Genomic DNA, 24,931 nt, shown 5'->3' with positions numbered 1-24,931 from the left:
CTCCTAAGAAGAGGTTTCCTGCACTACGGCGAGCAACATTCCTGGTTCCACCTGCTGGCCGGTCCTGGCATGCAGCGCGGTCAGCGTTCCGGTGACCGGCGCCGAGATCCGGTGCTGCATCTTCATCGCCTCCAGCCATATGAGGCCCTGACCGGCCTGAACCGCTGCCCCCTCCGCCAGGCCCTCGGCGACGCGGACGACCGTGCCCGGCATCGGCGCGAGCAGGGAACCGGGGGCGAGCTGGGCGGCGGGGTCGGGGAAGCGGGGCAGGGCGGTGAGGCGGGTGGAGTCGACGTGCACCTCGTCGCCGTACGCCGCCACCGTGAACCGGCGCTCCACGCCGTCCACCTCGAGTACGACCAGACGCGCGTCGGCGTGCACGACCCGCACCCCGTCGGCGGCCAGGCCCTGTCGGGTGTGCCGGTAGCGGACCTCGTGCTCCTCCCCCGCCACCGCGTACCGCTTCACCTGCGGCTGCGAGGGCAGGTTGCGCCAGCCGCCGAAGCGGGAGCGGCCGTGGGCGTCGGCGAGGGCGGCGGCGAGCACAACCAGAGGTGGTCGCGTAGCGACTCGCTTGAGGGTGGTGGTGGGAGACGGGCGGGCGTACGGGTCGGGGGCGGGCTCGGTCAGTGCGGGGAGGTGGCGGTCGTAGAAGCCGGTGTCCATGCGCCCGCTGGTGAACTCCTCGTGGCGCAGGGAGCGGACCAGCAGGTCGCGGTTGGTGACCGGGCCGTGGATCTCCGCGCCCTCCAGTGCTCCGGCGAGCCTGCGGATCGCCTCCGCGCGGGTGGGCGCGTGCGCGACGGCCTTGGCGAGCATCGGGTCGTAGTGGACGCCGATGGAGTCGCCGTCGGTGTAGCCGGTGTCCAGGCGGACGCCGACCGGTACGGCGAGGTGGTGCAGGGTGCCGGTCTGCGGGGCCCAGTCGTGGGCGGGGTCCTCGGCGTACAGGCGGGCCTCGATCGCGTGGCCACGCGCGCGTGGCGGGTCCTTTTCGAGGGCGTGGCCCTCCGCGACGCGGATCTGTTCCGCGACCAGGTCGATGCCGAACACCTCCTCGGTGACGGGGTGTTCGACCTGGAGACGGGTGTTCATCTCCAGGAAGTGCGCGCGGCCGCCGGCGACCAGGAACTCGACGGTGCCGGCGCCCTCGTAGGCGACAGCGCACACGGCCTGTACGGCCAGCGCGTACAGGTCCTGCGTGAGCTGCTCGGTGAGGCCGGGCGCCGGGGCCTCCTCGATGACCTTCTGGTGGCGGCGCTGGAGGGAGCAGTCGCGGGTGCCGAGGGTCCAGACGGTGCCGTGGCTGTCGGCGAGGATCTGCACCTCGACGTGGCGGCCGTGCTCCAGGTAGGGCTCGATGAAGACCTCGCCGTCGCCGAAGGCGCTCGCCGCCTCGGCGCGTGCGGCCTGCAGTGCGGCGCTCAGCTCCTCCAGGCGGCGCACGATCCGCATTCCCCGCCCCCCGCCGCCGGCGGCCGCCTTCACCAGCACCGGCAGGTCGGCCTCCGTGATCTGCGCCGCGTCGAGGGGCGCGAGACCCATCAGCTCCTTCGCGCGGGTCTTGGACGCCATCGCCTCGATGGCCTCCGGCGGCGGGCCGATCCAGGTCAGGCCGGCATCGAGGACGGCGCGGGCGAAGTCGGGGTTCTCGGAGAGGAAGCCGTAGCCGGGGTGCACCGCGTCCGCGCCGGCGGCCAGGGCCGCCTTCACGATCAGGTCGCCGCGCAGATACGTCTCGGCGGGCGCCGCGCCCGGCAGCCGTACCGCCGTGTCGGCCACGCGCGTGTGGAGCGCGTTGTCGTCGGCGTCCGAGTGCACGGCGACCGTCCGGATTCCCAACTCACGGCAGGTGCGGAAGATCCGGCAGGCGATCTCGCCCCGGTTGGCGACGAGCAGTGTCGTGATCACGTGATGCCTCACATCCGGAAGACGCCGAAGCCGCCGCGCGCGCCCTCGTAGGGCGCGGTGTGGAGGGCGGACAGGCACAGGCCGAGGACGGTACGAGTGTCGCGCGGGTCGATGACGCCGTCGTCGTACAGCCGCCCGGACAGGAACATCGGCAGCGACTCGGACTCGATCTGCTGCTCCACCATGGCGCGCAGCGCGGCGTCCGCGTCCTCGTCGTACGGCTGTCCCTTCGCCGCCGCCGACTGCCGGGCGACGATCGACAGCACGCCGGCGAGCTGCTGCGGACCCATGACGGCGGACTTGGCGCTCGGCCAGGCGAACAGGAACCGGGGGTCGTAGGCGCGCCCGCACATCCCGTAGTGCCCGGCGCCGTACGACGCCCCCATGAGCACGGACAGGTGCGGGACCCTGCTGTTGCTGACCGCGTTGATCATCATCGAGCCGTGCTTGATGATCCCGCCCTGCTCGTACTCCTTGCCGACCATGTAGCCGGTGGTGTTGTGCAGGAAGAGCAGCGGGATGTCGCGCTGGTTGGCGAGCTGGATGAACTGGGCGGCCTTCTGCGACTCCGCGCTGAACAACACCCCCTGCGCGTTGGCCAGGATGCCGACCGGGTAGCCGTGCAGGGCCGCCCAGCCGGTCACCAGACTGGTCCCGTACAGCGGCTTGAACTCGTCGAAGTCGGAGGCGTCGACGATCCGGGCGATGACCTCGCGCGGGTCGAAGGGGATCTTCAGATCGCCGGGGACGATGCCCAGCAGTTCCTCCGGGTCGTACGTGGGCGGCTCGGCGGGGCCGGGATCCGGGTACGCCTTGCGGTGGCCCAGCCGGGCCACCACGCGGCGGGCCTGGCGCAGGGCATCCGGCTCGTCGACGGCGAAGTAGTCGGCGAGGCCCGACACGCGCGCGTGCATCTCGGCGCCGCCCAGGGACTCGTCGTCGCTCTCCTCGCCGGTAGCCATCTTCACCAGCGGGGGTCCGCCGAGGAAGACCTTCGCCCGCTCCTTGACCATGATCACGTGGTCGGACATGCCGGGGATGTAGGCGCCGCCGGCGGTGGAGTTGCCGAAGACGACCGCGATGGTCGGGATCCCGGCGGCGGAGAGGCGGGTGAGGTCGCGGAAGATGGCGCCGCCCGGGATGAAGATCTCCTTCTGGGACGGCAGATCGGCCCCTCCCGACTCCACCAGGCTGATGCAGGGCAGCCGGTTGACGAGCGCGATGTCATTCGCCCGCAGCGCCTTCTTCAGGCTCCACGGGTTGCTCGCGCCGCCGCGCACGGTCGGGTCGTTGGCGGTGATCAGGCACTCCACGCCCTCGACCACGCCGATGCCGGTGACGAGCGAGGCGCCGACCGTGTAGTCACTCCCCCAGGCGGCCAGCGGGGACAGCTCCAGGAAGGGCGTGTCGGGGTCGAGGAGCAACTCGATCCGCTCCCGCGCCAGCAACTTGCCGCGTTCACGGTGCCTTTGGACGTACTTCTCACCGCCGCCCGCGAGCGCCTTGGCGTGCTCGGCGTCCAGCTCGGCGAGCTTGGCGAGCATGGCCTCGCGGTGCGCGCGGTAGTCGGAACCAGCGGTGTCGAGGCTGGAGTTGATGACCGTCACAGCAGGGCCTCCGGGATGTCCAGGTGGCGGGAGCGCAGCCATTCACCGAGGGCCTTGGCCTGCGGGTCGAACCGGGCCTGCGCGGCGACGCCCGCGCCGAGGATGCCCTCGACGACGAAGTTGACCGCGCGGAGGTTCGGCAGCAGATGCCGGGTGACGGGCAGGTCCCGGCTCTCGGGGATCAGCTGCCGGAACCTTTCGGCGGTCAGCTCGTGCGCGAGCCACCGCCAGGCGTCGTCACTGCGGGCCCACACGCCGACGTTGGCGTTCCCGCCCTTGTCTCCGCTGCGGGCCCCGGCGACCAGGCCGAGGGGTGCGCGGCGGGTCGGCCCGGGCGGAAGGGGGCCGGGGAGCGGCGGGGCCGGTAGGTCGTCCAGGGGCTGAGTGTCCTGGGGGACCGGCACGGGGATACGGCGTCCGTCGTGGAGGACGGCCCTGTGGTCGACGGCACCATGGGGGACGTACACATCCTCGAAGACCCCATAAGGCGAGCCCTTCCCCGGTGGGGAGAGCACATGGAAGCCCGGGTAGCTGGCCAGTGCCAGCTCCACGGCGGCCCCGCTCAGCGCCCGTCCGACGACCCGCTCGTCCGGGTCCCGGACGACGAGCCGCAGCAGGGCGCTCGCGGTCTCCTCGGTCTCGGCGTCGGCCCGGTCGGTACGCACGAGTTCCCAGCGGACCTCGGCGGGCGGCGACTTGGCGAGCGCGTCGGAGAGCTGCGCCCGCACCAGCTCGGCCTTGGCCTCGATGTCGAGTCCGGTGAGGACGAAGACGACCTCGTTGCGGAAACCGCCGAGCCGGTTGAGCCCGACTTTCAGGGCCGGCGGTGGTGCCTCGCCGCGCACGCCCTCGATCCGCACCCGGTCCGGCCCGTCCTGGCTCAGCCGTACGGTGTCCAGCCGGGCGGTGACATCGGGCCCGGCGTACCGGCCGCCACCGGTCTCGTACAGCAGCTGCGCGGTGACCGTGCCGACGTCGACCAGGCCGCCGGTGCCGGGGTGCTTGGTGATGACGCTGCTGCCGTCGGCGTGGATCTCGGCGAGCGGGAAGCCGGGCCGGCGTATGTCCCCCTCCCGGAAGAACGCGTAGTTCCCGCCGGTGGCCTGCGTCCCGCACTCCAGCACGTGTCCGGCGACGACGGCGCCCGCGAGCCGGTCGTGGTCCGTCGGGCCCCAGCCGAAGTGGGCGGCGGCGGGCCCGGTGACAAGTGCCGCGTCGGTCACCCGCCCGGTGACGACGACGTCCGCGCCGGCCCGCAGACACTCGGCGATGCCGAAGCCGCCGAGGTAGGCGTGGGCGGCGAGGGCGCCGGGGTGGGAGGCGGTGAGGTCGTCGCCCTCGACGTGCGCGACACGGACCGGGATGCCGAGGCGACCGGCCAACTCCCGCACGGCGTCGGCGAGCCCGGCCGGATTGAGCCCGCCCGCGTTGGTGACGATCTTCACCCCGCGCTCGTGGGCGAGGCCGAGGCAGTCCTCCAGCCGGCGCGGGAAGGTGCGGGCGTAACCGGCGCCGGGGTCCTTCAGCCGGTCGCGGGCCAGGATCAGCATGGTGAGCTCGGCGAGGTAGTCGCCGGTGAGGACGTCGACCTCGCCGCCGGTGAGCATCTCGCGCAGGGCGCCCGCGCGGTCGCCGTAGAAGCCGGAGAAGTTGCCGATGCGCAGGCTGGTCACGCCGGGTCCTCCTTCGGCGGGCGGCCGCCGCCGGGCGGGCCCGCGAAGGCCTGGGCGATGTCCAGCCAGCGGTCGGCGTCCGGGCCGACGGCGGTCAGGGCGAGGTCGGCGCGGTGGGCGCGCTGGGTGACGAGGAGGCAGAAGTCGAGGGCGGGGCCGGTGACGCGCTGCGGGGCGGTCTCGGGGCCGTATGCCCACACCTCGCCCGTGGGTGAGGTGAGTTCGACGCGGAACTCCTCGGCGGGAGGGGTGAGCTGGTGGACGGTGTGGGCGAAGTCGCGGGTGCGGACCCCGAGCCGGGCCACATGCCTGAGCCGGTCGGTGGGGGTTCGGACCACACCCAGGGCGTCGGCGATGTCCAGGCTGTGCGCCCAGGTCTCCATGAGTCGGGCGGTGGCCATGGAGGCGGCCGACATGGGCGGGCCGTACCAGGGGAAACGGGCGCCGGGCGGCGAGTCGCGCAGGGCCCGGTCGAGGGCGGTGCGCCCCTCGCGCCAGGTCGACAGCAGCTCGGCGGGCGCGAGCCGGGCGCCCTCCTCAGCGCCCTCGTCCACGAAGGAGCCGGGGGCGGCGAGCGCCTTTTCGACCAGTACGTGGAAGGCGTCCGCGTCGGTGACGGCGAGCAGCGCCGAGCGGTCGGTCCAGGCGAGGTGGGCGATCTGGTGGGCGACGGTCCAGCCGGGCGCGGGGGTGGGCAGCGCCCACTGCTCGGGACTCAACTCGGTCACGAGCAGGTCGAGTTCGTCGCTCTCGGCACGCAGGTCGTCGATGACGGGCGTCGGGTCGGCCATGGGGGGAGCATGGCAGCGGCCACAGAAACAATCAAGCGTGCTTGCATGAATTTGGGCGGATGGTTTCCGGAGGGGTCGGGGGCCGCCCCCTCACACCGCTTCCACCGGCGGATACACCGGCTCCCAGCGCGCCGCGCGCACCGCCGCCTCGATGCCGTCGTCGTCCAGGTCGGCCCGGGCGACGCCGTCCGCCCTCGCCGCGCGGACCACGGCCACGGCGACCGCCTCCGACGTGCCGCGCAGATCGCGGATGGGCGGGAGGACCGGCGCGTTCAGCCGGGCGGCGTCCGGGTCGGCGCCGGTCCGGCGGGCGACCGCGTCCGCCGCCGCGCGGAGCATGCGGTCGGTGACCCGGGAGGCGCGGGCGACGATCACGCCGAGGCCGAGACCGGGGAACACCAGGGCGTTGTTGGCCTGGCCGATCTCGTACGTCGTCCCGTCCCGCTCGACCGGCGCGAACGGGCTGCCCGTGGCCACCAGCGCCTTCCCGTCCGTCCAGTCGAGCAGGTCGGCGGGGGTGGCCTCGGCGAGGTCGGTGGGGTTGGACATGGGCAGGATGATGGGGCGTTCGGTGTGCCGGGCCATCTCGCGGACGAGCGCCTCGGTGAAGGCACCGCTCTGTCCGGAGGTGCCGATGAGGATGGTCGGCCGGACCCGCCGGACCACCTCGTCGAGGGGGATGCCGGGCAGGCTGTCGTCGCGCCGCCAGCCGTCGGCCTCGTCGGCCGGGCGGGCGTAGGGCTGCTGGAAGTCGCGCAGCTTGTCGCCTTGGTCGGCGGTGAGCAGCCCGTACCGGTCGACGCACCAGAAACGGGCGGTGGCCTCGGCCGGGGACAGCCCCTCGGCGATCAGGGCGTCGCGCAGCTGGTCGGCGACCCCGATACCGGCGGTGCCCGCGCCGAAGACGACGATCCGGTGCCGCGGCAGGGGCACACCGACGGCACGTACGCCGGACACGACGGCGGCGAGGTTGACGGCACCCGTGCCCTGGATGTCGTCGTTGAAGGTGCACACCTGATCGCGGTAGCGGTCGAGGATGCGACGGGCGTTGGCGGTGCCGAAGTCCTCCCAGTGCAGCAGGGCGTTCGGGAAGAGCTTGGTGGCGGTGGTGACGTAGGCGTCGATGAAGGCGTCGTACGTCTCACGGTCGGCGCGGGGGTGCCGGTTGCCGAGGTAGAGGGGGTTGTCGAGGAGTTCCTCGCGGTTGGTGCCGACGTCGAGCATGACCGGCAGGGTGCGGCGCGGGTCGATGCCGGCGGCGGCGGTGTAGACGGCGAGTTTGCCCACGGCGATGTCGATGCCGCCGACGCCCCAGTCGCCGATGCCGAGGATGCCCTCGCCGTCGGTGGCCACGATCAGGTCGACGTCGTCGGCGCCGCGGCCGCTCGCGCGCAGGGAGCGCTCGATGTCGCCGGGGGCGTCCACGGAGAGGTAGATGCCGCGCGGGCGGCGGTACTCGTTGCTGTAGCGGCGGATGGCCGTGCCCACGGTCGGCGTGTAGACGATGGGCAGCATCTCTTCGAGGTGGTCGCCGACGAGACGGTAGAACAGCGTCTCGTTACGGTCGTGCAGGGCGGTGAGATTGACGTTCTTCGCCAGGTCGGTGGGCTGTTCCCGGTACTGGGCGTAGGCGCGTTCGACCTGTTCGTCCTGGGTGAGCACATGGGGCGGTACCAGTCCGACGAGATCCAGGGCCCGCCGCTCGGCCTCGGTGAACGCCGTACCGCGGTTGATCCGGGGGTCGGCGAGTACGGCACGGCCACGGGCGGTGATCTTCAGCGGGCGGGGGCTGGTGTCGCTGTTGCCGGTCACACCGTCCACTTTTGCACAAACCCCACTCCGGTGCGCGCATGGACGACTACTCCTCGTCACCGGACGACCGGGAGCCGGATGACGCCGGGAAGGCCCGTCAGGCCTCCGGGGCCGGTGCCACCTTGACCTTGCCCTGGCCCACCTGGGTGCGGACCGCGCCGATGCTCGCCGCGATGACCAGGGCGATCGCGGCGGCCTCCGTCAGGGACAGGGACTGGCCGAGGATCAGGAAGCCGGCCGTCGCGGCGATCGCCGGTTCGAGGCTCATCAGGATCGCGAAGGTGGAGGCGGGCAGGCGGCGCAGGGCCAGGAGTTCGAGGGTGTAGGGCAGGACGGAGGAGAGCAGGGCGACCGCCGAGCCGAGGGCCAGGATGGTGGGGTTCAGCAGGCGGGTGCCTGCCGAGGCGATGCCGATCGGGAGGAAGAGGAGGGCCGCCACCGCCATGGCCAGGGCGAGGCCGTCCGCCTGGGGGAAGCGGCGGCCCGTGCGGGCGCTGAAGAGTATGTAGACCGCCCACATGGCCCCGGCGCCCAGGGCGAAGGCGACACCTATGGGGTCGAGGTCGCTGAAGCCTCCGCCGCCCAGCAGGAAGACGCCGAGCAGGGCCAGGCCCGCCCACAGCGCGTTGACCGCGCGGCGGGAGGCCAGGACCGAGAGGGTCAGGGGGCCGAGGACCTCCAGGGTGACCGCCGGGCCCAGCGGGATACGGGCGACCGCCTCGTAGAAGAGGCCGTTCATCGCGCCCATGGCGATGCCGAACGCGATCACCGTGCCCCAGTCGGTGCGGGAGTGACCGCGCAGCCGGGGGCGGCAGACGAGGAGGAGGACCACGGCCGCCGCGAGGAGGCGGAGGGTGACGACGCCCGGCGCGCCGGCCCTCGGGATCAGGGTCACCGCCAGGGCGCCGCCGAACTGGACCGAGATGGCGCCGGCCAGCACCAGGCCCACCGGGCCGAGCGAACCGAGACGGCGCTGCCTTCCGGTGGGAGTGACCGGTGTCGGCGCTGCGGTGCTGGGGGTGACGGTCACGGGCGGTCCTGTGCTTGATCGGGTTCGTTCATCTGGATGCACCAATGAGTCCAGGGTAATGGACTTTGACAGGTGCGTGAACCCTTTAAGGAACTGTCCCGGATGCTGGAAGTCAGATGCCCGGCCACGCCTCCTCGTCACGGAAGAGGGGGCGGCCGTCAGGGAGGGGAGCGGGGAGGGCGGAGGGGGTGGGGGCGGCGGTGTAGGGGGTGTAGCCGTACTGCTGCTGGTACGCCGGCGCGTGCTCGTACGCCGGCGCCGGCGTCCGCTGTTCCTCCCACAGCGGCATGCGCAGCTCGCCGGTGTCCATCACCGCGTTGTTCTGCGAGCGGTGCAGCCGGGCGTACGCCCCGCCCCGGGCGAGGAGTTCGTCATGGCGACCGGTCTCCACGATATGGCCCCGGTCGACCACCAGGATGCGGTCGGCGTCGGGTGCGAGGTTGAGGTCGTGGGTGATCATGATGGTCGTACGGCCGGCCATCAGGCGGCGCAGGGGTTTGACGACGCGGCGGGCGGCCATCGCGTCCAGACCCGTCGTCGGCTCGTCCAGGACCAGGACGGGGGCGTCGCGCAGGATGGCGCGGGCGATGGCCAGGCGCTGGAGCTGGCCGCCGGACAGGCGGGCCGAGTTGGGGTCGACCCGGGTGTCGTACCCGTCGGGCAGCCGCGAGATGAACTCGTGCGCGTCGGCCGTCCTGGCCGCCTCCTCGATGGCCTGGTCGCTGGCGCCGGGCCGGCCGCAGGCTATGTTGGCGCGCACCGTGTCGTGCAGCACCAGGGTCTCCTGGGGCAGCAGTGTGACGTACGCACGCAGATGGGCCAGGGGGAAGTCCCGGAGCGGCGTGCCGTCCAGGAGGACGTCTCCGGAGTCCGGGTCGTAGAAGCGCAGCAGGAGCTTGGAGACCGTGGACTTGCCGGCGCCGCTCGGGCCCGTGACGATCACCAGCTCGCCGGGGCTGACCGTGAAGGAGAGGTCTTCGAGGGCGGGCTTCCCGGCACCGGGGTAGTGGAAGGTCACGTCCCTGACCTCGACCGTGCCGTCCGGGCGGCCGGTGTCCGCGGGGCGCCGCGGGTCGGTGACCGAGGGGCGGACGTCCAGGATCTCGATGAGCCGCTCGGCGCCGGCCGTCGCGGCGGTGACGGTGAGGCCCAGCTGGGCGAGGCCCCGCACCGGTGGATAGAGGTAGCCGAGGAAGGCGGCGAAGGCGAGGAGCCGGCCGAGGGTCATCCGGCCGGTGGAGATCTCCCAGGCGCCGATGCCGATCACCGCGAGCACACACACCGTCTCGATGACCTGGACGAGCTGCTCGTAGGCCTCGTTCAGGCGGGTGGAGCGGACCGAGGCACGGAACCAGGCGTTCGCCTCCTCGCGCAGCCGTCGGCGTTCGGCGTCCCGGCGGTCGTAGGCCTGGGTGAGCACGATGTTGCCGAGGGACTCCTCCACCACGGAGGTGATCGCGCCGTCGGCGACCCGGCCCGCGCGGGAGACGTCCTTGATGGAACCGGAGAAGCGGCGCGCGGCCAGCCAGAACAGGGGCGCGAGGACGAAGGTGGCGGCGGCCAGGTCCCAGCGCAGCCAGAACGCGGCGGCCGCGTAGAAGAGGGCGGAGAAGGCGGCCGAGGCGGCGCCGACCAGCCCGGACACGACCAACGTCTCGATCGCCTCGACGTCGGCGGTCAGCCGGGAGAGCAGATCGCCCTGGCGGTGGCGCTGGAAGAAGTGCGGCGGCAGCTGCTGGACATGGTCGAAGACGTGCTCGCGCAGCCGCATCACGAAGCGTTCGGTCACCCAGGCGGCGAGGGAGTTGCCGGTGTAGGCGACGACGGCGCCGGCCACCGCGATGCCCAGCCACTTGCCCGCCGGGCTCCAGAACGCGGCCGGCGAGCCCTTCTGCAGGGCGTGGTCGGTGAGGTCGCTGAACAGCAGGATGGCCTCGGTCTCGGCGAGCGCGGCGAGGACCGTGCACAGCCAGACCAGCAGCAGCCACTTTCGAAGGCCCTTGGTCAGCGGCCAGAAACGACGGAATGCGGTACGGGCCGGAATGGACGGGGTGTCGTACTCGAATTCTTCACCCTCTTCATCCACAACTTCTTCCCTTCTGAATCACCGTCCCGAATAAAACAGAAAAGGGGCCGACGGTGCACCATCGACCCCTTTCAATTCACCGCTCGCTCAGCCGGTTCAGCGGTCCTGGCCGGGCAGCGGCTTGGGCAGCGGCTTCGGGCCGTGCTTCTTCCTGTGCTTCGGCGGGGGCGGGGGCGGCAGCTGCTTCTTCGGCTTCGGGGGCAGCGGGGCGAGCTTCTTCAGGCTCATTCCGACTCCTCATGTCGCGCTGTACTTGCGGGTGCTGAATTCCGCGTCCGGAACCCGGCACCGAAGAACTTACACGCCTGTCGTCTGCCCGAACGGCAAAAATGGCAAAGGGGCGCTGTGAATCCCCTTGGAAATGCTGGGTGTTGCTCTGCAAAGCTGAGAGCGCCCCCAGCGCCGGGCCATGCGGAGGTCAACCCTGCGCAGCACTCCGCCCGTCCTTCGGCCCCCATGCCGTCAGCACGTCCGTGTCCGTCGCCCGGGCGTACAGGAAGTAGTCGGCCCACTCGGCGATCTCCGGGTAGGCGCACTCCGCCGTGAGCCGGGCGACGGCCGCCGGTGTGTCGTACGGCGTCACGCGCAGGTCGGTGCCGGGGCCCAGCAGACACCAGTGGGCGCCGGAGCGGCCGTAGGGCATGCCGACGCTGCCGGGGTTGACGACCAGACGGCCGTGGGCCAGACGGACGTAGGGCATGTGGGTGTGGCCGCAGACGACGGTGCCGATGCCGGGGGCGAGGCCGGTGAAGACCTCCGCCCAGCGGGCGGGGCGGGAGTCCACCAGCACCAGCTCCTCGTCGTCGCGCGGAGTGGCATGGCAGAACAGGACGGTGCCGAGGCCGCGGACGCGCAGGGTGAGCGTCCGCGGCAGGGCGGCGAGGAAGCCGATCTGGTCCTCGCGCAGGGCCCGGGCCGCATACGGGCCGATGGGGTCGGGGATGTCCGTGCGCTCGCCGCGCCGGTACTCCACCAGCTCCCGGTCGGCGTTCCCCGCGAGCCACAACACCCTCTCGCCCTGGTCCCGCAGCAGGTCCAGCACCTCGGCCGGCTGCGGACCCGCCGTTGTGTCGCCGGTCAGGACGATCCGGTCGGCCGCCGCCACCTCCGGTTCCGCCAGGACCGCCTCCAGGGCGGGCAGCACGCCGTGGATGTCGGACAGAACCGCCACCCTGCCGTATTCCTCGGTCACTTCGAGCCCCCCGTTTCCTCAGTCACCCCGCGCCCCCGGTCTCCTGTTCCAGCGCCTCCGCCAGCACCTCCGCCAGATGGCGGCCCCGTACCCCGGCCAGCTGGTCCAGCTGGGTGCGGCAGGAGAAGCCGTCGGCCAGGATCACCGTCCGCTCGGGGGCCGCACGGACCGACGGCAGGAGCTGTTCCTCCGCGCAGGCTCTCGACACCTCGAAGTGGCCTTTCTCGAAACCGAAGTTGCCCGCGAGGCCGCAGCAGCCGCCGCTGAGCTCGCCGGTGAGACCCGCGGCCTCGCGCAGCCGGCGGTCGGGGGTGTCGCCGAGCACCGCGTGCTGGTGGCAGTGGGTCTGGCCGGCGACCGGGCGGTCCACCGCGGGCGGGGTCCAGTGCGGGGCGTGCCGCTGAAGGGCCTCGGCGAAGGTGACGACGGCGGAGGCGAGCCGGGCCGCGCGCGGGTCGTCATGGAGCAGCTCGGGCAGGTCGGTGCGCAGGGCCGCGGCACAGCTCGGTTCCAGCACGACGACCGGCGCCCCGGCCCGCAGCACCGGCTCCATCAGGTCCAGCGTGCGCCGCAGGACCGTGCGGGCGCGGTCGAGCTGGCCCGTGGAGAGATAGGTGAGGCCACAGCAGACCCGGGCCCGGCGGGCGGTGAGCAGCGCGGCGGCCGACCTGGTCAGGCCGTCGCCGATCCGGCCCTCACCGATCCTCCCCCGGCGCGGCAGCAGCGTCGGCGGCAGGGCCACCCGCAGTCCGGCGGCCTCCAGCACCCGGACGGCGGCCCGGCCGACGTCCGGTGACAGATGCTCGGTGAAGGTGTCCGGCCAGAGCACGACCAGGTCTCCCGGACCGGAGCTCCCCGGCACCGGCTCCCCGGTGCCGCCGTGGGCGGGCTTCCTGCCGCGCCACCAGCCGCTGAACGTCCGCGTCGCCAGCCGGGGAATCTCCCGCTCGGCCGCGATCCCACCCAGACGCTTGCCCACCCGGGCCAACGGCCGCACCGAGGCGAGGGCGTTGAGCAGCGGGGCCGTGCGAGTGGCGGCGACCCAGCGCAGCCACTGCGGCAGCCGGCCCATGCTGAGGTGCGCGGCGGGGCGGCGGCGGCCGGCGTAGTGGTGGTGCAGGAACTCGGCCTTGTAGGTGGCCATGTCGACGCCGACCGGGCAGTCGGAGCGGCAGCCCTTGCAGGACAGGCACAGGTCGAGGGCGTCACGGACCTCCGTCGAACGCCAGCCGTCGGTGACCAGTTCGCCGGCCAGCATCTCGTGCAGCAGCCGGGCCCGGCCGCGTGTGGAGTGCTCCTCCTCGCCGGTCGCCCGGAAGGACGGGCACATCACGGCGGGGCCGGACGCCGTGGTCGTACGGCACTTGGCGACGCCGACGCAGCGGCGGACGGCGGCGCGGAAGTCGCCTTCGTCGGCCTGGTAGCCGAAGGCCACGTCGACGGGCTTCGCCGGCAGGACGGAGAAGCGGAGGTTCTCGTCCAGCCGCGCCGGGCGGACCAGCATGCCGGGGTTGAGCAGGTCGTCGGGGTCCCAGACCGCCTTGGCCCGCTCGAAGAGCCGCACCGTCTCCGCGCCGTACATGCGCGGCAGCAGCTCCGCGCGGGCCTGGCCGTCGCCGTGCTCCCCGGACAGGGAGCCGCCGTGCCGCACCACCAGGTCGGCCAGTTCCTCGGAGAAGCGGCGGAAGCGGCCGATGCCGGCCTCGGTGAGCAGGTCGAAGTCGATACGGACGTGGATGCAGCCGTCGCCGAAGTGGCCGTACGGTGTGCCGCGCAGGCCGTGTGCCGACAACAGGGCGCGGAAGTCCCGCAGATAGGCGCCGAGCCTGGCGGGCGGCACCGCGCAGTCCTCCCAGCCGGGCCAGGCCTCACTGCCGTCGGGCATACGGGTGGCCGTGCCGCTCGCGTCCTCGCGGATGCGCCACAGGGTGCGCTGGGCGGCCGGGTCGGTCACCACCAGGGAGTCGGTCACGTCGGCCGCGCGGACCATGTCCTCGGCACGCGCGCGTGCCTCGGCCGCCGACTCCCCGCCGGTCTCCACGAACAGCCAGGCACCTCCCTTGGGCAGCCCGGCCGGCGCGCGCACCAGGTCGGCCGCCATGCCCTCGACCGTCAGCGGGCCGAACGGAAGGAGTCCGGCGGCGGCCTCGGCGGCGGCGCTCTCGTCGCCGTACGCCAGCACCGCCAGGGCACGCGCGCGTGGGGCCTGAACCAGCTGGACGACGGCCTCGGTGAGGATGCCGAGGGTGCCCTCGGAACCGCAGAAGGAGCGGGCGACATCGGCGCCCTTCTCGGGCAGCAGCGCGTCCAGCGCGTACCCGGAGATGCGGCGGGGCAGCTCCGGGAAGCCGGTGCGCAGCCGCGCCGGTTCACCCTCCGCCAGCTCGCGCAGCCCTTCCGGCGCGCCGGCCCAGCCCTGCCCGAGCCGCAGCCGGCGCCCGCGCGCGGTGATGACGGACAGCTCCCGCACGCTGTCCGCGGTCGTGCCCCAGGCGACCGAGTGCGAGCCGCAGGAGTTGTTGCCGATCATCCCGCCGAGCGTGCACCGGCTGTGTGTGGACGGGTCGGGACCGAAGCGCAGGCCGTGCGCGGCGGCGGCCTCCTGGAGGCGGTCGAGGACGAGCCCCGGTTGGACGACGGCCGTACGGGTGCCGGGGTCCAGCTCCAGCAGGCCGTTCATGTGCCGGGTGAAGTCCAGCACCACGCCGGTGCCGGTCGCCTGCCCGGCGATCGACGTGCCCCCGCCGCGCGCCACCACCGGCACCCCGCGCGCCCGGCAGACCTCCAGCGCGGCGGCCACGTCGTCGGCGTCTTGGGGGGCGACGACGCCCGCCGGGACACGCCGGTAGTTGGACGCGTCCATGGTGACCAGCGCCCGGGAGGTGGTGTCGAAACCGACCTCTCCCCGGACGGCGCCGCGCAGCTCCGCTTCGAGACCCGAGTGATCCGTCATGCGTCCAGGATGCATCCGCTCACGGACAGTCACCGAAAGTTTTCCACAGCCCCACGCATATCGTCGTACTGGTTCACAAGTCCACGCTTCGACGATCTTGTCTCATCGGACGGACATGGCTCTGTCCTGGTTCGCCCACCGCGATACGCTCCGGCTCGTGGCCGACATCCAGATTCCCGCTGACATCAAGCCCGCCGACGGACGCTTCGGCGCGGGCCCCTCCAAGGTGCGCACCGAGGCGCTGGACGCCCTCGCCGCCACCGGAAACTCCCTGCTCGGCACCTCCCACCGCCAGGCCCCCGTCAAGAACCTGGTCGGCACGGTCCGCGAAGGCATCTCCGAACTGTTCTCCCTGCCCGAGGGCTACGAGGTCGTCCTCGGCAACGGGGGGTCCACCGCGTTCTGGGACATCGCGACCCACGGCCTAATCCTCACCCGCTCCCAGCACCTCAGCTTTGGCGAGTTCTCCTCCAAGTTCGCCAAGGCCGCCCGCCTCGCCCCCTGGCTGGCCGAGCCCACCGTCATCACCACCGACCCCGGCACCCACCCCCAGGCACAGGCCGAAGCCGGCACCGACGTCTACGCCCTCACCCACAACGAGACCTCCACCGGCGTCGCCATGCCCATCACACGGGTCGAAGGCGCCGATGCCGGATCCCTCGTCCTCGTGGACGCCACCTCCGGCGCCGGCGGCCTCCCCGTCGACATCACCCAGACCGACGTCTACTACTTCGCCCCCCAGAAGTCCTTCGCCTCCGACGGCGGCCTGTGGATCGCCATCTTCTCCCCCGCCGCCATCGAACGCGCCGAACGCATCCACGCCAGCGGCCGCCACATCCCCGAGTTCTTCAGCCTGCCCACCGCGATCGACAACTCCCGCAAGAACCAGACCTACAACACCCCCGCCCTCGCCACCCTCTTCCTGCTCAACCAGCAACTGCTATGGCTCAACAGCCAGGGCGGCCTCGCCTTCTCCACCGCCCGCACCAAGGACTCCTCCACCCGCCTCTACACCTGGGCGGAAGAGTCCAAGTACGCCACCCCCTTCGTCACCGACCCCGCCAAGCGCTCCCAGGTCATCGGCACCATCGACTTCTCCGACGAGATCGACGCCGCCGCCGTCGCCAAGACCCTGCGCGCCAACGGCATCGTCGACACCGAGCCCTACCGCAAACTCGGCCGCAACCAGCTCCGCATCGCCATGTTCCCCGCCATCGACCCCGCCGACGTCGAAGCACTGACCCACTGCATCGACTACGTCATCGAGAAGCTCTGATCTCCTTCCCGTCTGCTTCTTTCATACGTCGACAAGGGGCGCCCGGTATCTGCCGGGGCGCCCCTCGGCGTACGAGGAGGCCCGGTCATCGGTTCGGACGCTCGATGGACAGATGGCCGGAGGTGCAGATGGTGAACAGGTGAGCCGCAGCCGTGGGCGTCTGCCGGGCGCCATGGGCGGGTCGGCCGGCGTCCGGCTGCTCGGGAACGCACTCGATGCCGTGCTGTGTCGTGTCGAGGGGCAGCAGGACCAGCGCGGTCGTACCACCGGTGTCGGACGGGCGCAGCTGGATGCGGATGCCGTGCCGCTGCGCCAGACGACCGGCCACGAAGAGGCCCATGCGGCGGGCGACCGACACGTCCACGGTGGGCGGCGAGGCGAGCCGCTCGTTGACCGCCGCGAGGTCCTCGGGGGACAGGCCGATACCGGTGTCGTGGATCTCGATCAGCACACACCCGTCGAACAGCGCGTGACCGACCGCCCTGACCCTGGTCTGCGGCGAGGAGAACGAGGTGGCGTTCTCCAGCAGCTCGGCGAGCAGGTGCACGAGGTCGTTGACCACGCGGCCGGCGACCTCGATCTCCGGCACGGAGGCCAGCTCGATGCGCTCGTACTCCTCCACCTCGGACGCGGCGGCGCGGAGCACGTCGACCAGCGGGACCGGGCGGGTCCAGCGGCGGCCGGGCTCCTCACCCGCGAGGACGAGGAGGTTCTCGCCGTGACGGCGCATACGCGTGGCGAGGTGGTCGAGCTTGAACAGTGCCGACAGCTGGTCCGGGTCGGCCTCGCGGGACTCCAGTTCGGAGATGAGCGACAGCTGGCGCTGGATGAGGCCCTGGGAGCGGCGCGAGAGGTTGGTGAACATCGCGTTGACGTTGGCCCGGAGAAGGGCCTGCTCGGCGGCGAGGCGGACCGCCTGGCGGTGCACGTTGTCGAAGGCCGCGGCCACCTGGCCGATCTCGTCCCGGGAGTGCACACCGACCGGCTCCACGGAGATGTCGACGTCCTGCGGGTCGAACTCCGACAGCTGCCTGACCAGCTCGGGCAACCGGACGTCGGCCATGTACTGCGCGGCCTCCTTCAACTGGCGCAGCGCGGCTGATCTCCTGAGCACCGGAGGCCGGACCTTCGTGGCCCTGAGTGCCGCTTCCTGCAGCAGCTCGTCGGCCTTGGTCTGGGCCTCTTCCAACTGGGACGCAACCTCCCGGGCGGCTGCCAGGCGTACCTGTTCGGCTTCCTGATGAACGCGTTCCAGGTCCGCCAGACGGTGCTCGGCCACGCCGGCGGCCTTGGCCAGGCGCAGCCGTTCCTCCCTCGCCTGCCGCTCCAATTCCGCCCGCTCAGCGGCCTCCTGCGCCACGGCCAGTTCGGCTTCCAGCTCCCGGCAACGCGTCCGTGCGGCGTCCCGTTCCCGCTCCGCCTCCGCGAGCGACTTCTCCAGACGAGCGACCTTGTCCCGCAGACGCGCGCACGCCTCCTCCAGCTCTTCCTTGCGCATCCGGTGCCGTTCCAGGTCCGCCCGTAACGAGCCCCGCTCCTGCTGCTCCGCCGCCTCGAGCTGACGAAGCTGTGACTCCAGTGCCCACAGCTGCCGCTTCTGCCCCTCTGCGGCCTTCCTCAGCTCCCGGATCTCCAGCTGCGCCTCCTCCTCGCGCAGAACGGCGTCCTCCAGCCGGTCGCTGGCCATCTGCTCCCGGTACCGAGCCGGGTCCTGGGCCAGCAACGCGTCTCGGTGCAGCCGGTACATCCGGCCCTGCAGCGCCGCACTGACCTCCCTGTCGTGCGCCTTGCAGGCCGACTTCATCAACCCGTCGAGAAAGTGCTTGTCCGGGATTCGTTCCCCACTCAGATAGCGCGAGACCGTGGAGACGCCGATGTGGTGATAGACCGCGAACTGCCGCTGCGACTTCCCCGAGCCCGTCAGCAGGCGGCGCAACGCCTCGGCCAGATCCCTCACTTCGGGAAGCAGCTCTCTCGACAGCGGCTTGAAGCCTTCCGCGTCACCGAAGGCCGCATCGTCGAAAGCCGCCTCCTCGCGGTCATCGTCCCCCACCACCCTCTCCTCTCCCCGGATACATCCGGGATGTATCTACAGGAAACCGGCAGGCCACATGGCCCTCACCGCCCTGTCAACGACGGCAACCGGTCTTGGTCAGTGCGCCTGGTCGATGATGGAGTCGAAGAACGCCACGGCGGCCGCGAAAGCGGACGCGCCCACCATGACCGGCTGCGCCACGCCGCCACCGCCGGAACAGGCGGTGAGCACTCCTGCTCCCGCGCCGACGAGAACACCCAGCAACAGGACCAGCGCCGAGCGCATGGTCAGCAGTGATCGATTCACTTGAGCCCCTCCTGGATACGGCGGCACTCCGTAGCGCGACGAACGAGAGCACCGGAGCCGGTGTACGGCCCTGTCAGTGTGCCGGGACGGAAGGGCGTTCCCGGCCGGGAACAGGGTGTTCCCGAGCAGGTGGGAACACATATGGAGGGGCGCCCGGTGCCGACACCGGGCGCCCCTCGCTCATGCGGCCGTCAGCCTGCCCCTCACCCCCGCCGCCGCAGCCACCGCAACCCGAACAGGGCCGCCAGCCCGACGGCGACGACGGCCGCACCGATCTTCGGCCCCCTGCCACCGATCCCGTCGCCGGCCGTGGCGGAACCGCCCTTCGCCGAAGGCGACTTGGATGCCGGAAGGCCCGGTACGTCCTTCGCCACGACCTCGCTGTCCGCCCCCTCGCTGCTGTACAGCAGCTTGGTGCCGTCGACGGAGTAGGTGACTCCCTCTCCCTGGTCCTGCAGGGGTACGTCCAGTTGGCCCTGGCGTCTGATGCGGCCGCCGTTCCAGTCGTAGGAGATCCCCCCCAAGTACCCGCGTACGGCGAGTTGCCGCCCGTCGGGGGAGAAGGCCGCGTCCGTGGCCCAGAGGTCGACGGGCGCGATCGGCCGGAAGACGTTCGTGCCGGAGGTGGACAGGGTGGCCGGGCCCTCGTACAGGTGGCCGCCGTCCTCCTTCTTGTCGATGATGTAGACCCGCCCGGTCTTCGGGTGGACGATCAGCGACTCGGCGTCACGCGGCCCGTTCGCGTACTTCACGACGTACTGCGTGGCGGTGACCGTCTGGTCCCTCAGCTCCTTCGGCTCGGGCAGCCGGTAGATCCACACGTACGGCCAGGTGCCGCCCAGGTTGTCGCCGATGTCACCCAGGTAGATCTCGTTGTGCGGGCCGATGGAGATGGCCTCGTCGTCGCGCGGGGCGCCGATGCCGCGCAGGGTGATCCGGGCGACGGTCTTCCCGGTCGCGCTGTCCACGGCGTAGATGTACGGCCCGTCGCCGCTGTCGTTGTGGGTCCAGTAGATGCCGGGGTGGAGGCGGGATGCGGCGAGCCCGCTGGACTCGGTGATCCGCGGGTCCTTGAGGGTGAAGCCGTGGTCACCGTCCCCGCCCGCGCTCCCGGCGGCGGAGGCGGGCAGTGCGCAGGCGCCGGCGAGCAGCAACCCGGCGAGGACGGCGGACGATCGACGCATGCCCCAAGACTGCCATTCGCCCCGGGGGTTCACCGGGCGGGCGGCCGACGGGGCTCGCCGGACGTGGTGGGCCTCACATCCCATCGGTGCGCACGATCGTCCATCATGAGCGGATGCTCAGGTTCATGCCCGTAGGTGACTCCATGACGATCGGGAGCGCGGGCGAACACACGTGGCGCTACCGGCTGTGGCGGCATCTGCGCGACACGCACGGCGGCCCGTTCACCTTCGTCGGCCCCCGCGAGGAGCTGTACGACAAGGCGACCGACGCCCCCACCTCCCACGCCTACGCCGACCCCGGCTTCCCCCGCCGCCACCTGGCGGGCTGGGGCGAGGGCTGGCTGCACATGGCTCCGCTGATCGGCGAGGCGGTACGGAAGCACCGGGCCGACGTGCTGCTGGTCTCCCTCGGGCTGATCGACCTGGGCTTCTACACCAACGCCGAGCAGACCGCGGAGAACGTACGGGCCTTCATCGCGGGCGCCCGGGAGGCGAGCCCGCGCGTCCGCATGGTGCTGCTGCCGGTGATCCCGAACATCCGGGCCGAGGTCGACGCGCCCTTCGCCGCACAGGTGGACCTCTTCAACGTCCTGCTGGCGAAGACGGTCGCCGACCTGGACGAGCCCCGCTCGCCGGTCCTGCTGGCCTCGCGGCCGGAGTCGTACGACATCCACGCCGACACCTATGACGGCACGCATCCCAACGCGAGCGGGGAGCACCGGATCGCGGCGGCGTTCGCGGGGGCGATGTGGGAGGCGTGGGGGGTCGGACAGGCGTACGCGGCCTGAACAGGCTGACCGAATTACGGCGTCCCCTGGTCACGGTGCGTATCGTTGGACCGCGCGGCTGCACCGGTGCGTGGGGCAGCCGGGGAGGAGCGCCACGATGACCATCCTGGAAGACAGGATCGAGATCAAGATGGCCGACGAGAACGCCACCTACCTGGACCAGTGGTTCGAGCGGTTCGAGCGCATGCCCGTCCCCGAGGGATACAAGGTCGAGATCGTCGGGGGCAACATCTTCATGACGCCACAGCGGGACATCCACTGGGAGACCATTCGCCATATCATCTGGGCACTTGAGGACCGCTTCGGAAGGCGTGCGCGGATTTTCACGGACGTCCGTATCGACTTCCCCGGCCCCAAGAACGGCTTCTGCCCCGACGTGGCCAAAATGCGCGAGGGCGCCGCGAAGGACGACGAGGGCCGCTGGCGGTACGAAGACATCGAGTTCGTCGCTGAGGTCATCTCGAAGGGCACCGCCCACAACGATTACGGCCCCAAGAAGACCGCCTACGCGGTGGCCGAGATTCCCGTGTACCTCATCGCGGACCCTTACCAGGGCCGGTGCTACGTGTACACCGAACCCAAGAAGGGCGAGTACACCTGTGAACTGCGCGTCAGTTATGGAACGGACGTTGACATGACCACCACCCCCCTCCGTCTCACCTTCAAAACCGCCGAGTTGCCTCGCGACTGACACCCGGTCCTCCCGAAAGCCCTTGCATAGAGCGCACTTCAAGCCGTTGGCTGGGGAACCATGAAGTACACGCAGCTTGGACGCACGGGCCTCAAGGTCAGCCGACTCGTCCTCGGGACGATGAACTTCGGGCCGCAGACCGACGAGGCGGACAGCCACGCCATCATGGACGCGGCACTGGACGCGGGCATCAACTTCTTCGACACCGCCAACGTGTACGGCTGGGGGGACAACAAGGGGCGCACCGAGACCATCATCGGCAACTGGTTCGCCAAGGGCGGCGAGCGCCGCGACAAGGTCGTCCTCGCCACCAAGGTCTACGGCAACATGGACCCCGACGGCGCCACCGTCTGGCCCAACCACGACAAGCTCTCCGCGCTGAACATCCGCCGGGCCGTGGATGCCAGCCTGAAGCGGCTGCAGACCGACTACATCGACCTCTACCAGTTCCACCACATCGACCGCAGCACCCCGTTCGAGGAGATCTGGCAGGCGATCGACACCCTGGTCCAGCAGGGCAAGATCCTCTACGTCGGCTCCTCCAACTTCCCCGGCTACAAGATCGCCCAGGCCAACGAGATCGCCGCCCGCCGCGGCGGCACCATCGGCCTGGTCAGCGAGCAGTGCCTGTACAACCTGGCCGAGCGCCGCGCCGAGATGGAGGTCATCCCGGCCGCGCGGGACTACGGCCTCGGGGTCATCCCGTGGTCGCCGCTGCACGGCGGTCTGCTCGGCGGGGTCATCAGGAAGGAGGTCCAGGGCGGGCGCCGCGCCACCGGCCGGGCCGCCGACACCCTCAAGGACCCGGCCGCCCGCGCCCAGATCCAGGCGTACGAGGACCTGGTCGACAAGCACGGCCTGGAGCCCGGCGAGGTGGCCCTGGCCTGGCTGCTCACCCGGCCGGGTGTGACGGGTCCCATCGTCGGCCCGCGTACGGCGGAACAGCTGGCGTCGGCGATCAGGGCTTGCGAGCTGAAGCTGAGCGAGGAGCTGCTGGCCGGCCTGGACGAGGTCTTCCCGGGGCCGGGCCCGTCCCCGGAGGCCTTCGCCTGGTAGTACCCCGAAGGGGCGGCGGGGCCGCAGGCGACATGCGGTTCCGCCGCGCGGGCGCGACCGGCCACGGACGGCCCGCAGCCGGCCAGTACCTACCTGACGGCCGCCGCCAAGGCCACCACCACGAACATCAGAACGAGCGCACCGGCCATGATCCGGTTCCGGGTCTTCGGGTCCACGCCATCGAGCCTAACCGGACGCGCCCAGTGCCCAGCGGGCGACCGCCTCATAGCGCGGCTGCTCCCCCACCACCCCCGACCGCGGCAGATTGCTCCGCACCAGCACCAGCTCGTTCACCGTCCAGGTCCGGCTGGTGAACTCGCGGAGCAGATCGACGTACGGCCGTACGTCCACCGAGTCCCGGCTCCGCGCCACCGTCAGGTGGGCCTTGTACCGCCGGTGCTCCCCCATCGGCAGGCCCGCCTTCCGCGCCGCCGACTCCGCCCGGTCGGCCAGCAGCCGCATCGCCTCCACCTCGCCGTAGGCGCCGGTCCACAGGGCCTTGCCGTGCCCGAACTGGCCGCCGCCGTAGAGGGCCAGGTCGAAGGGCGCCGTACGGGCGGCCGCGCGGGCCAGGCGGTCCGACAGGTCCGGCACGAGGTCCTCGGCGACCTCGCCGTAGAAGGCGAGGGTGAAGTGCCAGCCCGGCCGGTTGGTCCAGCGCAGCCGCTCCGCGCCGGGCAGCCTCTTCAACTTGGCGACTTCGACGGCGAGTTCGTGGACGACAGGCTCCGGAGGGAGCACCGCGGCGAAGAGTCTCATGCCTTCACCTTCGCAGACGGCGCCGGGCATGATGGGGCAATGACGATCACCATCCGCGAAGGCGGCCGAGACGACATCCCCGTGATACTCGCCATGCTCGACAGCAGTGTGGAGTGGCTGGTCTCACAGGGCCGCACCGGTCAGTGGGGAAGCAAGCCGCTGTCGGAGAACCCGAGGGTGGCGGAATCGGTCGCCGGGTACATGGACAAGGGCAGCACCTACATCGCCGAGGTCGACGGCGTACCGGCCGCCACGCTCACCCTCAGCGACGCGCCCGGTGACTATCTGTCCCATCTTCCGCCGCCCGGCGAGCCCGAGCGGTACATCCACTGGCTCGCCTCCGACCGCCGCTTCAAGGGCCACGGCGCCGGAGCGGCCCTGCTCGCCCACGCGGCCGAGGTGACCCGGCGGGCCGGGGTCTCCCTGCTGCGGGTGGACTGCTACGCGGGTGACGACCGCGGGCTGGTCGCCTTCTACGAGGCCAACGGGTTCATCCCGACGGAGACGTACACCGCGGGCGAGCAGAACGACTGGCCGGGGCAGGTGCTCGCCCGGCGGGTGTGACCGCCCGGCGAGCACCCCGGGTGAGGGCCGGCGGATCAGCGTACGGCGCGCAGGGTGCCGAGCAGCCCGTGCTGCTCGCCACCGATTCCCGCCGCGAACCAGACGCTGTCCGTGCCGCCGGACTGGGCGGTGCCCCGCTGCAGCCCCCACAGGCCCTCGATCTTGATCGGCCGCCTGTGGCGGTCCCTCAGGGTCCCCTCGAACCGGCCGGTTCTGAGGTCGAAGGCGTTGATGCGGCCGTCGCCGAAGTTGCCGACGAGCAGGTCGCCGGCGAACTTCCCGAAGCCCTTGGGAGCCGTTTCCAGGCCCCAGGGCGAGTTGAGCACCCCACGGCGGGCGAAACGCTTGAGCAGCTTGCCCTCGGTGCTGAACACGTCGATGAAGCCGTTGCCTGGGCCCGCGACGTCGTCGTGCCTCTCCGCGTTCTGCTTGGCGTAGGTGACGAAGATCCTGCCGCCGATGTCCTTCACGTCGAAGGGCGCGAAACCCTTGGGGATCCTCCGGTCCCGGAACGCTCCGGCGGGCTGCTTCACCTGCTTGAAGCGGGTGTCGAAGACGTCGACGCGCGCGTCACGGAAGTTCGCGACGAGGATGCGCGGCCGGTGCCGGCCCCCCTTCGCGGCCTTCCGCTCGCCGTCCACGAGGGTCAGGCCCTTGAAGACGGCGTCGTCCTCCTGGGCGACCTGGACGCCGGTCGTCGGGAGCACATTCGGGTTGAAGGCGAAGAGGCCGCCGTTCTCCCCGGCGAAGATGTACCGCGCCGGACCGGAACGTCCGGAGGCGGTGAAGCGGAAGTCCCGGGTGTCGTTGCGCACGATCCCGGTCGGGTCGGCGGAACCGGGGAGGTGGATGACGGGGGAGAGGAAGGTGACCGGTCGATCGTCCCGGGCGCCCGAGTACACCGTGGAGGTGCTGGTGCCGTTGTTGGAGACCCTGATCGCCCCGCCCGGCGTGCGCACCAGTCCCCAGGGGTTGACCAGGTTCTGGTCCCGCCGCTCCGCTCTGCCCGCCTGGTCGGAGACGAGGTCGCGCTCCTGGAAGCCGTGGTCGGCCCTGTGCGGTCCGGCGACGGCCCCGGGCGGCGCGGCGGCGGCGAGCGCGCCGACCGTGCCCAGGGTCAGCGCGACCGCCGTCAGCTGTCGCATGCGGGAGCGGGGTCTCGGGGTCGATGCCTGTGATGCCATGCGGATGCTCCTGTACGGGTGCCAAAGGGGCGT

At 71.6% G+C, this 24,931-nt stretch carries 19 protein-coding genes and 1 pseudogene; 5 read left to right on the top strand and 15 right to left on the bottom strand.

Going from position 1 to position 24,931, the window contains the following annotated elements; genetic code table 11:
• Window positions 1–3: 3 nt before the first annotated feature.
• The 10 genes from ACWDEN_RS03065 to ACWDEN_RS03020 form a co-directional block, all read right to left on the bottom strand.
• Window positions 4–1,911, bottom strand: coding sequence for an ATP-binding protein (locus tag ACWDEN_RS03065; RefSeq protein WP_450856912.1), 1,908 nt, complete (start codon window positions 1,909–1,911; stop codon window positions 4–6).
• Between the two features lie 8 nt (window positions 1,912–1,919).
• Window positions 1,920–3,560 (bottom strand): acyl-CoA carboxylase subunit beta, encoded by a 1,641-nt coding sequence (locus tag ACWDEN_RS03060; RefSeq protein ID WP_450856910.1) that lies wholly within the window; start codon window positions 3,558–3,560, stop codon window positions 1,920–1,922.
• Window positions 3,515–5,191 carry an acyclic terpene utilization AtuA family protein gene (locus ACWDEN_RS03055; RefSeq protein WP_450856908.1) on the bottom strand — a complete coding sequence of 559 codons (1,677 nt, stop codon included), beginning with the start codon at window positions 5,189–5,191 and terminating at the stop codon, window positions 3,515–3,517. The genes ACWDEN_RS03060 and ACWDEN_RS03055 overlap by 46 nt, the downstream gene beginning before the upstream one ends.
• Window positions 5,188–5,982, bottom strand: a complete 795-nt coding sequence (locus tag ACWDEN_RS03050; RefSeq protein ID WP_450856906.1) for a TIGR03084 family metal-binding protein — start codon at window positions 5,980–5,982, stop codon at window positions 5,188–5,190. The genes ACWDEN_RS03055 and ACWDEN_RS03050 overlap by 4 nt, the downstream gene beginning before the upstream one ends.
• 90 nt (window positions 5,983–6,072) lie before the next feature.
• Window positions 6,073–7,794, bottom strand: coding sequence for an NAD-dependent malic enzyme (locus tag ACWDEN_RS03045; protein WP_450856904.1), 1,722 nt, complete (start codon window positions 7,792–7,794; stop codon window positions 6,073–6,075).
• A gap of 97 nt (window positions 7,795–7,891) precedes the next feature.
• Window positions 7,892–8,824, bottom strand: coding sequence for an EamA family transporter (locus ACWDEN_RS03040; protein ID WP_450856902.1), 933 nt, complete (start codon window positions 8,822–8,824; stop codon window positions 7,892–7,894).
• Between the two features lie 112 nt (window positions 8,825–8,936).
• Window positions 8,937–10,910: an ABC transporter ATP-binding protein gene (locus ACWDEN_RS03035; RefSeq protein ID WP_450856900.1), complete on the bottom strand. Its 1,974-nt coding sequence runs from the start codon at window positions 10,908–10,910 to the stop codon at window positions 8,937–8,939.
• Window positions 10,911–11,006: 96 nt separating this feature from the next.
• Window positions 11,007–11,138, bottom strand: coding sequence for a hypothetical protein (locus ACWDEN_RS03030; RefSeq protein ID WP_351601406.1), 132 nt, complete (start codon window positions 11,136–11,138; stop codon window positions 11,007–11,009).
• Window positions 11,139–11,328: 190 nt separating this feature from the next.
• Window positions 11,329–12,102, bottom strand: coding sequence for a metallophosphoesterase family protein (locus tag ACWDEN_RS03025; RefSeq protein ID WP_450856898.1), 774 nt, complete (start codon window positions 12,100–12,102; stop codon window positions 11,329–11,331).
• Window positions 12,103–12,124: 22 nt separating this feature from the next.
• The gene (locus tag ACWDEN_RS03020; protein ID WP_450856896.1) at window positions 12,125–15,055 is read right to left on the bottom strand and encodes an FAD-binding and (Fe-S)-binding domain-containing protein; all 2,931 of its coding nucleotides are present in this window, start codon (window positions 15,053–15,055) and stop codon (window positions 12,125–12,127) included.
• Between the two features lie 157 nt (window positions 15,056–15,212).
• Here ACWDEN_RS03020 and serC point away from each other — a divergent pair, with 157 nt between their 5' ends.
• Window positions 15,213–16,331, top strand: coding sequence for a phosphoserine transaminase (gene serC, locus ACWDEN_RS03015; RefSeq protein WP_450856894.1), 1,119 nt, complete (start codon window positions 15,213–15,215; stop codon window positions 16,329–16,331).
• A gap of 145 nt (window positions 16,332–16,476) precedes the next feature.
• On the opposite strand, the pseudogene ACWDEN_RS03010 reads toward serC, so the two are convergent.
• The 3 genes and pseudogenes from ACWDEN_RS03010 to ACWDEN_RS03000 form a co-directional block, all read right to left on the bottom strand.
• Window positions 16,477–17,391 (bottom strand): annotated as a pseudogene (locus tag ACWDEN_RS03010) (sensor histidine kinase); the annotation flags it as partial.
• Between the two features lie 1,092 nt (window positions 17,392–18,483).
• A complete protein-coding gene (locus ACWDEN_RS03005; RefSeq protein WP_351601418.1) occupies window positions 18,484–18,672 on the bottom strand; it encodes a hypothetical protein in 189 nt (62 codons plus the stop codon).
• 203 nt (window positions 18,673–18,875) lie between these two features.
• On the bottom strand, window positions 18,876–19,856 hold the full coding sequence (locus ACWDEN_RS03000) for a WD40 repeat domain-containing protein (protein WP_450856892.1): 981 nt from the start codon (window positions 19,854–19,856) through the stop codon (window positions 18,876–18,878).
• 113 nt (window positions 19,857–19,969) lie between these two features.
• On the opposite strand from ACWDEN_RS03000, the gene ACWDEN_RS02995 reads away from it, so the two are divergent.
• The 3 genes from ACWDEN_RS02995 (at window position 19,970) to ACWDEN_RS02985 (ending at window position 22,391) form a co-directional block, all read left to right on the top strand.
• Window positions 19,970–20,644: an SGNH/GDSL hydrolase family protein gene (locus ACWDEN_RS02995; RefSeq protein WP_351601424.1), complete on the top strand. Its 675-nt coding sequence runs from the start codon at window positions 19,970–19,972 to the stop codon at window positions 20,642–20,644.
• A 97-nt stretch (window positions 20,645–20,741) separates the two neighbouring features.
• Window positions 20,742–21,335: a Uma2 family endonuclease gene (locus tag ACWDEN_RS02990; protein WP_351601427.1), complete on the top strand. Its 594-nt coding sequence runs from the start codon at window positions 20,742–20,744 to the stop codon at window positions 21,333–21,335.
• 60 nt (window positions 21,336–21,395) lie between these two features.
• On the top strand, window positions 21,396–22,391 hold the full coding sequence (locus tag ACWDEN_RS02985) for an aldo/keto reductase (protein WP_450856889.1): 996 nt from the start codon (window positions 21,396–21,398) through the stop codon (window positions 22,389–22,391).
• Between the two features lie 186 nt (window positions 22,392–22,577).
• On the opposite strand, the gene thpR is transcribed toward ACWDEN_RS02985, so the two are convergent.
• Window positions 22,578–23,150, bottom strand: a complete 573-nt coding sequence (gene thpR, locus ACWDEN_RS02980) for an RNA 2',3'-cyclic phosphodiesterase (protein WP_450856887.1) — start codon at window positions 23,148–23,150, stop codon at window positions 22,578–22,580.
• Window positions 23,151–23,189: 39 nt separating this feature from the next.
• Between thpR and ACWDEN_RS02975 the strand changes: the two genes are divergently transcribed.
• Window positions 23,190–23,714: a GNAT family N-acetyltransferase gene (locus tag ACWDEN_RS02975; protein ID WP_351601436.1), complete on the top strand. Its 525-nt coding sequence runs from the start codon at window positions 23,190–23,192 to the stop codon at window positions 23,712–23,714.
• Window positions 23,715–23,749: 35 nt separating this feature from the next.
• Here ACWDEN_RS02975 and ACWDEN_RS02970 read toward each other — a convergent pair whose 3' ends face one another.
• A complete protein-coding gene (locus ACWDEN_RS02970) occupies window positions 23,750–24,859 on the bottom strand; it encodes a TIGR03118 family protein (RefSeq protein WP_450856885.1) in 1,110 nt (369 codons plus the stop codon).
• Between the last annotated feature and the right edge of the window lie 72 nt (window positions 24,860–24,931).

Source organism: Streptomyces sp. NPDC001153 (assembly GCF_053598315.1).
This window is presented reverse-complemented; position numbering and strand designations above follow the sequence as displayed.